Here is a 12712-nt window from a genome sequence, read left to right on the forward strand (position 1 = left end):
CGCCTGAGGCTCCGTCGTTTCAGTGCGCTGAGGGCTTCGGCTGTTCGTCGTCGTCGATCTCGTGCTGCTCGGCGTCGTTCGGCTTGATCGACAGCGAGAACATCGCCAGGATCACGAGCGACACGATGAAGGCCACTCCGAAGAAGATGGCCGAGAGGATGAGTTCGCGCGTCGACAGCAGCACCACCAGTCCGACGAACAGCGACATGACGGCGGACAGGACGAGCAGTTCGACCGGCTTCAGCCGATCGCGCCTCGAGGGTTCGTTCACGATCTCTTTCCCGTTGTGGGGTGTTGCCGCCCGCTTCGGGTAGCGGGGGACGGTTGGGTTCCCCAGCGCAGGGAGAGCCCTGCGATCACGAGGAACAGCCCGACGATGGCGGCATAGGCACCGAACATCCCCACGGCGAACACCGGGTCGGTCGGGAAGAAGATGAGCACGAGGGCGAACACCACCGTGAGCGCCCCGACGATGGCCCAGTCGCGGCTGGCCGGATTCTTGGTCTGCCGAAGGCCCGAGTAGAGCTCGAGGAAGCCGCAGATCGCCGAGTTCATCGTGGCGCAGAACAAGAAGAAGCCGAGGCCGCCGGCATTGAAGCCGAGTGCGAGCGCGCCGAACAGCACGTTGGAGACGCCCTGGATGACAAAGATCACCCGGGTCGACTTCTCGGGCACCGTGCGCCAGGACAGCGTGCCCACGATGATGCCCGAGACGATGGCGAAGACGCCGTAGGCGAGGAGTCCCGCCTGGGCGGAGTGATTCGGCGAGAAGGTGATGACGAGGGCGGTGACGATGAACGGCACAGCGCGGGCCACGGGCACACCCCAGTAGGGCGACCGCACGGTCGTGCGGGGTGAGTCGGTCACTCCGGGGGCCTCGATTCAGGTCGTGCTCGTGCCCTTAGTTTATTGCGCTCTGGCTGAGTGCCTCGCGAGTGCCGGCTTCGACGGCCACCAGAAGCGGTCTCCGGTGAGGAAGACGAGCGAGGGCACCAGCACCGTACGCACCACGAGGGTGTCGAGCAGCACCCCGATGCAGACGATCACACCGATCTGGGTCAGCGCCACCACGGGCAGCACGCCGAGCACGGCGAAGACGGCGGCGAGCAGGATGCCTGCGCTCGTGATCACCCCGCCGGTGGAACTCAGGGCCCTGACCATGCCCTCCCTGGTGCCGTGCCCGACGGTCTCCTCGCGGGCGCGGGTCGTGAGGAAGATGTTGTAGTCCACGCCGAGCGCCACCAGGAAGAGGAAGGCGAAGAGGATGACGTTGGAGTCGAAGGCCGGGAAGCCGAGCACGTTCTGGAAGAGCACGTTCGAGGCGCCGAGGCTGGCGAAGAAGGTGGCGAGCACGCTGGCGATGAGCAGTACCGGCGCCACCAGGGAGCGCAGCAGCAGCGCCAGGATGATGAACACGATGGCGAGGATCAACGGGATGATCAGTGCCTGATCGGCCGCCGCTGCGGTGTTCGTGTCGAGGGCGGTGGCGTCGCTGCCGCCGACCAGGGTCTGGCTCACGTCTCCGTCGGCGTTCGCATAGGCATCCCGCAGCCCCTCGATCGTCGCGAAGGCAGCCTCGCTCTCGGGCTCGCTCGCGAGCGAGACGTCGAGGCGGGTGAGGCCGCCCGAACTCTCGCCGGGGCGCACGGATTCGACGCCGTCGACCCCTTCGGCGAGGGTGGTGGCTTGTTCGGCCGCGTCGTCGGGGGTGAGCACGATGGTCTGGCCGGTGAGGCCGGCCGAGAACGAGCCGTCGATCACCTCCTGCGCGGTGACCGACTCCGGGTCGCCGAGCAGCTGATCGGTCTGCGACAGACCCACGCGGTAGCCGGAGAGCCCGAGGGCCAGCACGCCGATGCCGAGGGTGGCGACGATCGCCACGACCGCCGGGCGGCGCGCGACTCCCCGGCCGAGGCGCATCCAGACACCCTGTTTGGCGGCGGCGTGCTGGTGGGCTTGGCCGCTCGAAGCGTCGCCGTCCGGTCGTGGAGCCCGCGGCACGAAGGGCCAGAAGAGCCCGCGCCCGCAGACCACCAGCGCCGCGGGCAGCACCAGCAGAGCGAACAGGATGGCGATGACCACACCGATGGCGCAGGCGAAACCGAGCGCGCGGTTGCCGGAGAGCTGTGCGAGGAGCAGGGTGAGGAGGCTCAGCGCGACGGTGCCGCCGCTCGCGGCGATGGCCGGCCCGGCACTCGTGACCGCCGTGAGCATGGCGCGATGCCGGTTCTCTTCACGCGTCAGTTCCTCGCGATAGCGCGCCACGAGCAGCAGGGCGTAGTTGGTGCCCGCGCCGAAGACCAGCACGGAGAGGATGCCGCCGATCGAGGCGTCGATGGTGATGCCGAGCGGTTCGGCGAGGGCTGTGACGACGACGCGGGCGAGACCGTCGGCGATGCCGACCACGGCGAGCGGAACGATCCACAGCACGGGGCTGCGGTACGTGATGATGAGCAGCACGGCGACCACGATGACGGTGACGAGGAGCAGTCGGAAGTCGGCCCCCGCGAAGGCGTTGGAGATGTCGGCCTGGAAGCCCACAGGCCCGGTGAGCAGGGCTTCGAGACCCTCCGGCAGGTCATTGTTCGCGGTCGCACGGAGGTCCGTCGCTGTGGCGGCCAAGTCGTCTTCGGCCTCGGTGGCGTCGAGGGGCACGGCGACCAGCGCCGCCGTACCGTCGTCGCTGAACTGCGGCACCACGGCCTGCGGGGCGATGGACTGCTCGGCGAGGGTGGCGGCGTTGGCCGTGATGGCGGCCCTGTCGGCATCGGTGAGCGCGGCGCCGTCACGGCTCCAGACGAGCACGCCGGCGGTGGTGTCGGCGCTCGGGAAATCGTCGAGCAGAGCGGTGACCTGGGCGGCTTCGCTGGAGTCCGGCAGACCGCTCGGCGGGAAGCTGTCGGCAGAGCTCGTGGGCAGCAGCGCGAAGAGCGCTGCGATGGCGACGACCGAGAGCCCGAGGGTGATCCAAGCGGTGCCGCGAGCGGTCAGTCCGCTCACGAATCGGGCGATCGCGCGCATCCTGTCGTCTCCGTTTCATTTTTGCTAAGCAACTTAGCTACCTAGAGTATTAGCATGTCAGTCATGACGGATGCGCGCAACCTCACCGAGGTCTGGACGCGCGAAGAGCTGCCCGCGACCGGCCTTCCGGAGACCAACGAGATCAGCAACTCGTTGCGCGAGATCAACTCCGTCTCCCGCGCGTTCGAGCGCCGGCTCGGAGCGGTGCTCGCCGTGAATCCGACCGATCTGGCGGCGATGGAACGACTCATCCAAGAGGGCCCACTCACGCCGAGCGACCTCGCGGCCCGCCTCGGTGTCACGACGGCGGCGTCGACGCTGGTGGTCGACCGGCTGGTGGCGCTCGGTCACGTGGAACGGCACCGGCACGAGCACGACCGGCGCAAGATCGTGGTGGTGCCGACCCGTTCCTCCGTGAACCGGGCGATCGACGAGCTGATGCCGGTGATCGTGGGGGTCGCCCGCTTGGTCGACGAGCTGCCGCCCGAGGAGCGTGACGTGATCGCCTCGTTCCTCGACCGGGTCATCGACGTCTACCGCACCGCGGTCGACGCCCCTCTCGAGTGACCTGACTCCGAAACGACGGACCCGCGCACGAGTTTCGGGCTGAGCATCCGTCGTTTCCGATCTTCCGCGGTTTTCTCCGTCGTTGCGGCGGCGGAGGTTGCGCCGGCTAGGCCGGGGGCATGTCCGCGAAGCGGGAGAAGTGACCATGGAAGCCCACCGTGATGGTGGCGGTGGGGCCGTTGCGGTGCTTGGCCACGATGAAGTCGGCCTCGCCGGCGCGCGGGTTGTCTTTCTCGTAGGCGCCCTCGCGGTGCAGCAGGATGACCATGTCGGCATCCTGCTCGAGCGAACCCGACTCGCGGAGGTCGCTGATGGCGGGCTTCTTGTCGGAGCGCTGCTCCGGCCCACGGTTCAGCTGCGAGAGGGCGATGACCGGCACCTGCAGCTCCTTCGCCATGAGCTTCAGGGCACGGGAGAACTCCGAGACCTCCTGCTGCCGGCTCTCGACCTTCTTGCCGCTCGTCATGAGCTGCAGGTAGTCGATGACCACGAGCTTGAGGCCCACCTTCTGCTTCAACCGCCGGCACTTGGCACGGATTTCGACGAGCGTCATGTTCGGGCTGTCGTCGATGTAGAAGGGGGCGTCGTTGATGCGCCCACGGGTCGAGGCCAACGTGGTCCAGTCGCGGCCCTCGATACGGCCCTTGCGCATGCTCTGCAGGGGAACGGATGCCTCGGCCGAGAGCAGACGCATCGCGATCTCCGAGCGCCCCATCTCGAGTGAGAAGAAGATCGACGGCATGTCGTTCTTGATCGACGCCGCGCGGCAGAAGTCGAGTGCGAGGGTGGACTTTCCGAGTGCCGGTCGCGCCGCCACGATGATCATCTGGCCGGGGTGGAAACCGTTGGTCAGGTTGTCGAGATCGGCGAAGCCGGTGGGCACACCGGTCATCTGCCCGTCTTTGCCGGCCGCGGCCTCGATCTCGTCGATCGCGGCTGTCACCGCCACGGTGAGCGGCACGTAGTCTTCGACCTCGACTCCACCGTTCACCGCATAGATCTCGGCCTGCGCGTTGTTGACGAGGTCGGTGACTTCGCCCTCGCTGGCATAACCCATCTGCACGATGCGGGTGCCGGCCTCCACCAGGCGGCGCAGCACCGCCTTCTCCGCCACGATCGACGCGTAGTAGCCGGCGTTCGCGGCTGTGGGCACGAGGCTCGTGAGCGTGTGCAGGTATTCGGCGCCACCGGCGCGGTTCAGCTCACCGGTCTTCGTCAGCTCATCGGTCACCGCGATGACATCGGTGGGCTCGCCGTGCGAGTAGAGGTTGAGGATGGCCTCGAAGATCACCTCGTGCTTCGGAACGTAGAAATCGACCGAGCGCATGACCTCGACCACATCGGCCACAGCGTCTTTGCTGAGCAGCATGCCACCGAGCGCACTCTGCTCGGCGAGCAGGTCGTGCGGAGGCGTGCGGTCGCCCTGACGGGTCTCCCCCGGCCGCTGTTCCCCCGCGAGTCCGAGATGGGCGATCGACACGTATTACTCCTGATCTGCCGTGACATGACGGCGCACCTGATGCACGCCTCATTCATAACTCCGACCACTGACATCGGAGGTTCCCCCTAGGCGCTGCCCAAGACTAAGAAGAGGGCATCTACCCACACAAACAGCCTTGTGGATAAGCCTGTGGAAGATGTGCGCGAAACGCCGGAACTGGTGTGTGTAATCTGTGGACTAGCCTGTGGACAAGTTCGCCCACGTGACCCCGAATAAGATTCTGACCAGGGGTTTAATATTCCCACAGTCTGTGAGTGGAGACATCCTTCGACCAGTGCTTGAAGCTTCGAAAACTCGTTGCTCCCTGTGTACAGGGCTGGGGACAGCGTTCGAGAAATCGGGCGCGAAAAAGGGGCGTCAAGAGTCGTGAAAACCCTTGACACCCCTTCTCGGAGTGACTACTTTGCTGCGACCACCTGAAGGGTGATCGTGGCGGAGAGGTCGTCGCGCAGGCGCACGGTGGCCTCGTGGGTTCCCGTGGCCTTGATGGCGTTCGGGATCTCGATCTTGCGCTTGTCGAGCGAGCCGATGCCGGCCGCCGACACCGCGTCAGCGATGTCGGAGGTCTTCACCGAACCGAAGAGGCGACCGCCCTGGCCCGCCTTGACGGTGAGCTTGACGGTGGCGTTCTCGAGCGTCTGCTTGAGGTGCTGGGCCTCTTCGATCGTGGCGAGCTCACGGGCGGCGCGTGCCGCCTTGATCGACTCGATCTGCTTCTCGCCACCGCGGCTCCACGCCACGGCGAAGCCCTGCGGGATGAGGTAGTTGCGAGCGAAGCCGTTCTTGACGTCGACGACGTCGCCGGCGGAGCCCAGTCCGGTCACCTCGTGGGTGAGAATGAGTTTCGACATGATGCTGCTCCTTAACGGCCCGAGCCGGCGTAGGGCAGAAGTGCCATTTCGCGGGCGTTCTTGACGGCACGGGCGATGAGGCGCTGCTCCTGGACGGAGACTCCCGTGATACGACGAGCGCGGATCTTTCCACGCTCCGAGATGAACTTGCGAAGGGTCGCAACGTCCTTGTAATCGATGACTCCGACGCGAATGGACTTCGCGGGAGCGGCGTTCTTCGCGCCCTTGGCGCCGCGGAGCGGCTTGCGGCGGTCGCCGCTTGACTTTCCAGCCATTGTTTTACTGTCCTGTTCTGAAAGAAGAGAAGTTTAGAAGGGGGTGTCGTCGGCGTAGCTGCCGGGAGTGTTCCAGACGTCGCCGCCCGCGCCCGACGACGCCGGAGCGGATGCCGCCCAGGGCTCGTCGACGGCAGGCTGGCCACCACGGTTTCCGCCGCCGCCTGCACCACCGAACGACCCGCCGCCGGCACCGGCGCCACCACTGGTGGCTCGGGTGACCTGCGCGGTCGCGTAGCGGAGCGAGGGACCGATCTCATCGACCTCGAGCTCGATCGAGGTGCGCTTTTCGCCCTCTTTCGTCTCGTAGGAACGCTGGCGCAGACGACCGGTCGCAACGACGCGGCTGCCCTTGGTCAGCGATCCGGCGACGTGCTCGGCGAATTCACGCCAGACACTCGCACGGAGGAACAAGGCCTCGCCGTCTTTCCAGTCGTTCGACGCGCGATCGAACGTGCGGGGGGTCGACGCGATCGTGAAGTTCGCGACGGCCAGCCCGTTCTGCGTGTAGCGCAGCTCGGGATCGGCGGTGAGGTTGCCCACCACGGTGATTACGGTTTCACCGGCCATGACGGACTACTCGCTGGCCTCGGCCGGAGCGGCAGCAGCCGCGGCGGGCTTGGCGGGAGCGGAGGAAGCAGCCTTGACGGCAGCAGCCGGAGCAGCGGCAGCCGACGGAGCCGACGCGGAAGCAGCGGCCGGTGCAGCGGCCTTGGGGTTGGCAGCCTTGCGGGCGGCCTTCTCCTCGGCGAGCTTCGTGGCGGCGGCGACCTGCGCGATGGCCTCTTCGGCACGCAGCACCTTGGTGCGCATGACGGCTTCCGACAGCTTCAGCTGACGGTCGAGTTCCTTCGTGGCGTCGGCGTTCGCGGTGAGCTTCACCACGGCGTAGATGCCTTCGGTCTTCTTGTTGATCTCGTAGGCCAGGCGACGACGACCCCAGATGTCGATGTTGTCGACAGTGCCGCCATCGTTGCGGATGACGTTGAGGAACTTGTCGAGGCTGGGAGCCACGGTGCGCTCATCGATCTCAGGATCGAGGATCACCATGAGTTCGTACTGATGCGTCACAAACCCACCTCCTTCGGACTTGAACGGTCACAGACGGTCTGTGACAGGAGGGTTCTGCATCGGTCCTGCACCCGCGTGGAGAATTCCACTGGGCACAAGACAACCTGGGTAGCCTATCAGACCGGGTAGATGTGTGAAGGTGTGAACGTGAGTCGTCGTATCGCACTGGTCTCCCTGCACACCTCGCCGCTGGCGACGGCGGGCAGCGGCGACGCGGGCGGGATGAACGTCTATCTGGTCGGACTCGCCGGCGCACTCCGCGCACGCGGCTACGACGTGGAGCTGCTGACGCGCGACGCAGGCGACGGGCGAGCGGATGCGCACACCGACGACGGCGTGCCGGTGCGGTTCCTGCGGGCCGGGCCCCGCGCATCCGTGCCGAAGTCGGAGCTGTCAGCACTGACCGGTGAGTTCGGCCGCGCGATGGCCGAACTGCCGCCGTTCGATCTCGTGCATTCGCATTACTGGTTGTCCGGCGCCGCGGCACTTCCGGTGGCTCGCGCTCAGCGTGCGCCCCACGTGCTCAGCCTGCACACGGTCGCGGCCCTGAAGAACGAGCAGCTCGCACCCGGAGACGTGCCGGAGCCTGCCGTGCGGCTGCGGGCCGAGGCGGCACTCGTGCACGACTCCGACCTCACGATCGCGGCGACGCAGGCCGAGCGTGCCGCCATCCTCCGGGCGACGGCTGCGGCCCCGGGCCGGGTCGCGGTGGTCGCCCCCGGCGTCGACACCCACCTGTTCCACCCCGCCGCGCCCCCGTACCGCCTCACGCGCAGCCGAAACGACGGAGATTCGGCTCGTCTGACGACTCCGACGGAGTCTCAACCCGCTCTCGGCGCCGATCTCCGTCGATTCGCGCGGCCGACGGTGCTCGTGCTGGCGCGCATCCAGCCACTCAAGGGCGTCGACCTCGCCATCCGGGCCATCGGCGCCATCCCGCACGGGCGGCGCCCGCGGCTCATCGTGGCAGGCGGCACGAGCCCGGGCCACGAGGCGTACACGTCGGGGTTGCACGGACTCGTGACCGCGTTGGCCCTGCACGACGACGTTTCGTTCCTGCCCGCCCAGTCGCGCGAGGCCGCCGCGGGCCTCCTACGCGAGGCGACTCTTCTCCTCATCCCCTCGCACTCCGAGACCTATGGCCTCGTGGCGCTCGAGGCCGCCGCCAGCGGCACCCCGGTCATCGCCGCGGCCACCGGAGGGCTGGTCGAGTCGGTGCACGACGGCGTGAGCGGGCTCCTCATCGACCACAGGTCTCCGGATGTCTGGGGCCGGGTGATCGACGAGCTGCTGCACGACCCCACCCGGCTCGCCGCGCTCCGCGCGGGCGCGCTCCGGCACGGCAGAACCCACAGCTGGCCGCACACCGCCGAGCACCTCGCGGCCTTCTATGACGACCTGCTCGAACGCCGCGCGCATGCCGAGGAGTCAGAATGACCTCTATGACCGATCCGCTTGTCGCCTTCGGCGACAGCCCCTTCTTTTTGCACGCCCATCCCGACGACGAGTCCATTTCGACGGGAGGCACGATCGCGGCGCTGCTGCGGAACGACGTCCCGGTGACGATCCTCACGGGCACCCGCGGCGAACGGGGCGAAGTCGTGCCGGGGGAACTCGAGAGCCTCGAGGGCACCGAACTGCTTGGCCCGCATCGGGTGGGCGAGCTGGCGGATGCGCTCGGTGCGCTCGGCGAGCCCGCCCATGCCTTCCTCGGTGCCGCGCCTGCGCGTGCTTCCGGCCGGCCCGAGCGGGTGTATTCCGATTCCGGCATGCGCTGGGGTGCCGACGGATTCGCGGAGGCTGCCGGGGATGCGAGCCCCGCCTCGCTGAGTCTCGCCCCGCTCGACGTCGTCGTCGACGACGTGCTCGCGGCCGCATTCGAGACCCGGCCGTCGGCCATGGTCAGCTACGACGCGCAGGGCGGCTACGGGCATCCCGACCACGTGCGGATGCACGACGCCGGGGTCGAAGTCGCGCGCCGCCTGGGCATTCCGTACTTCGCCATCGTGGAGCCCCGCGCTCCAGGCTCGGGGCTGGAGGCTGGGATGAATGACGCCGCAGCCGACGCCCGCACCGACGGGGCCCTGCTGGAAGTCGACCTCACGCAAACCGGCACCCTCGCGCAGAAGACCCGCGCGATGGCCGCCCATCGCACTCAGCTCAGCATCGACGGCGACACCTTCGTGCTGAGCGGAGTACAGCGGCATCCGATCGGCACGGTCGAGTGGTTCCTCCGCGTGTTCTGAGAGCCACGGTCGGCTCACCCAGCACCGATGGATAGAATCGTTGAGTTTTGACAACAACCGAATCGACAACAACAGAACAAAAGGGCTGCACCGAATGAGCATCAAGGTCGCGATCGCCGGCGTCGGAAACTGCGCGAACTCACTCATCCAGGGCGTGACGTATTACGCCGATGCGGATGAGAACGAGAGCATCCCGGGGCTCATGCACACCCGTTTCGGGCCGTTCCACGTGGGCGACCTCGAGTTTGTGGCGGCGTTCGACGTCGACGCCGCCAAGGTGGGCGTCGACCTCGCCGAGGCCATCTGGGCGAGCGAGAACAACACGCTGAAGTTCGCGGATGTCGCGCCGACCGGCGTCACCGTGCAGCGCGGCCCGACCCTCGACGGGCTCGGCGAGTACTACGTCGAGATGATCGAGGAGTCCGACGTCGAGCCCGTGGATGTCGCCGCGGCACTCCGCGAGTCCGGTGCCGAGGTGCTCGTCTGCTACCTACCGGTGGGCTCCGACGATGCCGCCAAGCACTACGCCCAGGCGGCGTTGGATGCGGGCGTCGCCTTCGTGAACGCCGTGCCCGTGTTCATCGCCTCCGACCCGGAGTGGGCGGCCAAGTTCGTGGCGGCGGGCCTGCCGATCGTGGGTGACGACATCAAGAGCCAAGTCGGCGCCACCATCACGCACCGCGTGCTCGCACGCCTGATGGAGAGCCGCGGCATCCAGATCGACCACACCTACCAACTCAATGTCGGCGGCAACATGGACTTCAAGAACATGCTCGAACGCCGGCGCCTGAAGTCGAAGAAGCTCTCGAAGACGCAGGCCGTGACCAGCAACATCGACATCGATCTGCCCGAGCGCGACATCCACATCGGTCCGAGCGATCACGTGCCGTGGCTCGACGACCGCAAGTTCGCCTTCGTGCGGCTCGAGGGCCATGGCTTCGGCGGCGCCCCGATCAACCTCGAGTACAAGCTGGAGGTCTGGGATTCACCGAACTCGGCCGGCGTCATCATCGACGCCGTGCGCGCCGCCAAGCTGGCGCTCGACGCCGGACTCGGTGGCCCGGTCGAGTCGGCCAGCGCCTATTTCATGAAGTCGCCTTCGGTGCAGCTGCCCGACGACGTGGCTCGCACGCGCCTCGAGGAGTTCATCGCCGCGAACACCCCCGCGTAGCGGCCCCGCGCCCTCGCGCCCTCGCCCGCGGTCAGAGCAGGTCGCGCAGCCGCGCCGCCCGCTCCAGATCGGCCCGGAAGACGGGAAGCGTGTTCAGCGAATACATGCCGTCGATCTGATGGGACTCCCAGAGGGCATGGATGCGCCGCAGGTCGGCCTGACCGCTCTTCCAGCCGATGCCGTCGATCACCGCGATCACGAACTGCTGCGGCAACCGCACGTCGGCCATCTCCTCGATCTCGCGCACGGCGTCGGTCAGCTTCGATCCCGTGGAGTCGAAGCCCTTGGCCGCCACGACGATCTGCGCCTCGCCCGTGGCGGGCACCACGAGATCGCAGGGAGCCGTGCGGCGATTGCGGCCCGAGAAGCGCGTGCGTGTGCCGTAGCTCAGCCCGAGGTCGGAGGCGATGGCCTCGATCTCGTCTTCGAGGCGCCGCCCCGACGCGCCCGCGCTGATTGCGGCGACGCGGCTACCGGCCCGCGCCACCAATATGTCGGAGAAGGTATATGTTCGCCCGAGCTGCGTTTCGAGCAGCCGGATGAGCCCGAAATCGCGGTCTAGGTACTCCACGAGCGCCACCGGACGGGTGCGCGCGAGGGCGGCCCAGCTCGGGGTGTCGAACTCGTGCCGCAGGGAGTTCTTCAGCCGCTCCTGCGAGAGGCCAACGGTGAGGCCGAGCGCCGGCACCCACTCGGGATGCGCGTGCGCCCACGCCGCAAGACCCGCGACGTGGAGGCCGCCCCCGGCGTCCCCGTCGAGCCCGGCGAGCAAGCCGTCCTCGGCCTCGATCCCCCCCTCCGCCAGACGCGCGAGACTCTCGGTGGCGTCGTGGATCACCTGTGCCGCAGCGGTGGGCAGGGTCGGGTCGACGTGCCGCGACATCCGCCCGAGCGTCGACAGATACTCGTCGAACGAGGGGATGTCGCCCATCAATCGCGCCCGATGAAGAGGTATTCGCGCACCGAGTTGCGCGCCGCCGTCGCATGGGTGCCGAAGCTGTAGGAGTGGTCGATCTCGCGCAGCTCGACGTGCGGCTTCACCGCCGCGAGCAGTTCGAGGATGCGCTGCGGCCCGGGCACCGCGTTGGAGGAGTAGGAGAGCACGATCGCACCGGAATCGCGGAACTTCTCGAAGGTGGCGGCGAGCGCATCCTCCACCGTGCGTTTGTAAGCGAACGGCGTGAACTTCTTCGCGATCTTCTTCGTCTTGGTCTCCTCCATGATCACGCGGTCGCGCCAGTAGACCGAGAGACCTTCGAGGAAGTGGTAGCGCTTCATGTAATCGGCATCGTCGGATGGCGGTGCGTAGGGCGGATCGAGGTAGACGACGTCGTAGGGCCCCGCCGGAATGTCGGCCACGTCGTGGTTCAGCGCCGCGCTCGACGCCCCGTTGTCGAACACCGTGCGGTTGTAGTCGGCCACCCGCAACCGGAACTGCTCTTCCATGCTCAGCCGCAGGTCGCGCCGGCCGTCGTCGTAGCGGTTGCCCGTGTAGGTGAACACCCCGCGCGGTTGCTTGCGGGCGGCCGAGAGCACCAGCGCCGAGATCGCGATGTCGCGCTCGGCTCCGGCCAGCAGATCGACGTGGCTCCACGCCGAGTCGAGGAAGGCGAGGTCGGCGGGCGAGAGGTAGAGCCCCGCGAACTTGCGGGCGATGAAGTCGCGCCCGTCGGCGTTCGGCTCGCAGAGCTGCTCGACCGCGTCGTCGGGCAACGTGACGGTGGAGTTCTGCACGGTGGCGCGGGCGATGATCGACGAGAAGGTGAGGAAGTCGTTCGAGGTGACGGCATAGCCCTGCGCCTTGAGGAGGTAGGACACGAAGCCGGAGCCGCTGAAGGCATCCAGCGCCGACGAGCCGCCCAACTCTGAGAACACGCGCTGCAACGAGCCGGCCAGCCGGTATTTCGACCCCATGTAGCGCAAACGCGGAAAAAGTGCTGCCCGGGTGAGGATCTCCGACGCGACCGGGGTGGGAACGGTCGGGAGATCGAGGGTCATGTGCCCAGTCT

At 67.5% G+C, this 12712-nt stretch carries 13 protein-coding genes and 1 pseudogene; 4 read left to right on the top strand and 10 right to left on the bottom strand.

Going from position 1 to position 12712, the window contains the following annotated elements:
- Positions 1 to 19 precede the first annotated feature (19 nt).
- From N1027_RS04575 to N1027_RS04585, 3 genes are read right to left on the bottom strand one after another with little or no spacing between them, the layout of a single operon-like run.
- Complete coding sequence (locus tag N1027_RS04575) at positions 20 to 271, bottom strand: hypothetical protein (RefSeq protein ID WP_259505644.1); 252 nt, start codon at positions 269 to 271, stop codon at positions 20 to 22.
- Positions 268 to 867, bottom strand: a complete 600-nt coding sequence (locus N1027_RS04580) for an HdeD family acid-resistance protein (protein ID WP_259505645.1) — start codon at positions 865 to 867, stop codon at positions 268 to 270. Before N1027_RS04580 ends, N1027_RS04575 begins: the two co-directional genes overlap by 4 nt.
- Positions 868 to 906: 39 nt before the next feature.
- Complete coding sequence (locus N1027_RS04585; RefSeq protein WP_259505646.1) at positions 907 to 3021, bottom strand: MMPL family transporter; 2115 nt, start codon at positions 3019 to 3021, stop codon at positions 907 to 909.
- Between the two features lie 54 nt (positions 3022 to 3075).
- On the opposite strand from N1027_RS04585, the gene N1027_RS04590 reads away from it, so the two are divergent.
- Positions 3076 to 3588: a MarR family winged helix-turn-helix transcriptional regulator gene (locus N1027_RS04590; RefSeq protein ID WP_259505649.1), complete on the top strand. Its 513-nt coding sequence runs from the start codon at positions 3076 to 3078 to the stop codon at positions 3586 to 3588.
- A 106-nt stretch (positions 3589 to 3694) separates the two neighbouring features.
- Here the strand turns inward: N1027_RS04590 and dnaB are convergent, their stop codons facing one another.
- The 5 genes and pseudogenes from dnaB to rpsF form a co-directional block, all read right to left on the bottom strand.
- On the bottom strand, positions 3695 to 5068 hold the full coding sequence (gene dnaB / locus N1027_RS04595) for a replicative DNA helicase (protein ID WP_259505650.1): 1374 nt from the start codon (positions 5066 to 5068) through the stop codon (positions 3695 to 3697).
- Between the two features lie 419 nt (positions 5069 to 5487).
- Positions 5488 to 5940, bottom strand: coding sequence for a 50S ribosomal protein L9 (rplI, locus tag N1027_RS04600; RefSeq protein WP_259505652.1), 453 nt, complete (start codon positions 5938 to 5940; stop codon positions 5488 to 5490).
- Positions 5941 to 5951: 11 nt separating this feature from the next.
- Positions 5952 to 6215: a 30S ribosomal protein S18 gene (gene rpsR, locus N1027_RS04605; protein ID WP_022895757.1), complete on the bottom strand. Its 264-nt coding sequence runs from the start codon at positions 6213 to 6215 to the stop codon at positions 5952 to 5954.
- A gap of 33 nt (positions 6216 to 6248) precedes the next feature.
- Positions 6249 to 6785 carry a single-stranded DNA-binding protein gene (locus N1027_RS04610; protein ID WP_259505654.1) on the bottom strand — a complete coding sequence of 179 codons (537 nt, stop codon included), beginning with the start codon at positions 6783 to 6785 and terminating at the stop codon, positions 6249 to 6251.
- 135 nt (positions 6786 to 6920) lie between these two features.
- A pseudogene (gene rpsF, locus N1027_RS04615) lies at positions 6921 to 7265 on the bottom strand (30S ribosomal protein S6); the annotation flags it as partial.
- Between the two features lie 168 nt (positions 7266 to 7433).
- Here rpsF and N1027_RS04620 point away from each other — a divergent pair.
- From N1027_RS04620 to N1027_RS04630, 3 genes are all read left to right on the top strand, one after another.
- Positions 7434 to 8723: a glycosyltransferase gene (locus N1027_RS04620; RefSeq protein WP_259505657.1), complete on the top strand. Its 1290-nt coding sequence runs from the start codon at positions 7434 to 7436 to the stop codon at positions 8721 to 8723.
- Positions 8724 to 8728: 5 nt separating this feature from the next.
- Entirely contained in the window at positions 8729 to 9532 is an 804-nt protein-coding gene (locus N1027_RS04625) for a PIG-L family deacetylase (RefSeq protein ID WP_259505659.1), read from the top strand.
- 94 nt (positions 9533 to 9626) lie between these two features.
- Entirely contained in the window at positions 9627 to 10703 is a 1077-nt protein-coding gene (locus N1027_RS04630; protein WP_259505661.1) for an inositol-3-phosphate synthase, read from the top strand.
- Positions 10704 to 10734: 31 nt separating this feature from the next.
- On the opposite strand, the gene N1027_RS04635 is transcribed toward N1027_RS04630, so the two are convergent.
- Positions 10735 to 11634: a hypothetical protein gene (locus tag N1027_RS04635; protein WP_259505663.1), complete on the bottom strand. Its 900-nt coding sequence runs from the start codon at positions 11632 to 11634 to the stop codon at positions 10735 to 10737.
- Complete coding sequence (locus N1027_RS04640; RefSeq protein ID WP_259505665.1) at positions 11634 to 12701, bottom strand: DNA adenine methylase; 1068 nt, start codon at positions 12699 to 12701, stop codon at positions 11634 to 11636. The genes N1027_RS04635 and N1027_RS04640 overlap by 1 nt, the downstream gene beginning before the upstream one ends.
- Positions 12702 to 12712 lie beyond the last annotated feature (11 nt).

This window comes from Herbiconiux aconitum, assembly GCF_024979235.1.
Taxonomy (GTDB): Bacteria; Actinomycetota; Actinomycetes; order Actinomycetales; family Microbacteriaceae; genus Herbiconiux; species Herbiconiux aconitum.